This is a genomic window from Actinocorallia libanotica, from assembly GCF_039525175.1.
GTDB lineage: Bacteria > Actinomycetota > Actinomycetes > Streptosporangiales > Streptosporangiaceae > Actinocorallia > Actinocorallia libanotica.
The window spans coordinates 1-927 of record NZ_BAAAHH010000112.1; the positions used below are offsets into that span (position 1 = coordinate 1).

The following is a 927-nucleotide window of genomic DNA, read 5'->3' on the forward strand; positions in this document are numbered from 1 at the left end:
CAGTGAGTCTTTTCCATCACGCGGCGATGGCGGCCTCGCGGTTGTGAAGAACGTGGATGGCTTTGGCGAGGTGGCCGGCGCGGTGGGGGCAGCAGCGGAGCCTGGCCAGGATCTTCCATGACTTGAGCTGCGCGTTCGCGCGTTCGCCGGGGCCGCGGAGCTTGGCGTGGGAGCGGTTCGCTCGCTTCTGTGTCTCCGGCTTGTCCTTGCCCTTGTAGGGCGTCAGGATGTGCGGGCCTGCTCCGGTGTAGCCCTTGTCGGCCAGGACGATCAGCCCGCAGGCCGCCAGGGCGCGGATGATGCCCCAGTTCCGGGCGGCCGTCAGGTCGTGGATCGAGCCCGGGACTGCTCCGGACACCCACACGACCTGGCCGTCGGGTCCGGCGATGACCTGCAGGTTCACGCCGTGCTTCTTGTGCTTACCGGAGTAGAACGGCCGGTCGGCGGCCAGGCGATCGATGGCGATGAGGGTGCCGTCCAGGACCAGGTGGCGCAGTTGGTCCTTCTTGGCTTTCGCCAGCGCGCGCTCGAGTCCGGGTGAGCGGGCCGACAGCAGCGTGACGGTCTCGTTGATGTAGCGCCACGCGGTCGTGGTCCCGACTCCGAAACCTGCTGCGAGCTGCGCGAACGTCTCACCGTTCTTCAGATACGCGACCGTCATGAGCGCCTGCTTCCCCGGCGGCAGGGCCCGGCCCTTGCTCCGCAGCTTCGTGCGGTGCCGGCGGATCAGACGGGTCACGTAATCCAGGGTCGAGCGCGACAACGGCAGCGAAGAGCGATAGAACAGCATGCGAAGCCTCTGGTCGGGGGCGTGTGGAGATCAGAGACCACCCGTCCTACCAGGGGCTTCTTCACGTCCAGGGCCGACCGCTCCGTCCGTGACCATGCTGTGATCAACAGCCTCGGAAGGCTGCTGGAAAAGGCTCA

Annotated in this window: 1 protein-coding gene; it reads right to left on the reverse strand. The window is 67.0% G+C overall.

Annotated elements, in window-relative coordinates; genetic code table 11:
* Window positions 1-16: 16 nt before the first annotated feature.
* Entirely contained in the window at window positions 17-790 is a 774-nt protein-coding gene (locus ABD140_RS39895; protein ID WP_344248277.1) for a transposase family protein, read from the reverse strand.
* Window positions 791-927: the final 137 nt, after the last annotated feature.

What these genes read in the sequence shown, in the direction of transcription:
- ABD140_RS39895 (WP_344248277.1), bottom strand. Translation starts at nt 790, where the DNA reads ATGCTGTTCTATCGCTCTTCGCTGCCGTTGTCGCGCTCGACCCTGGAT.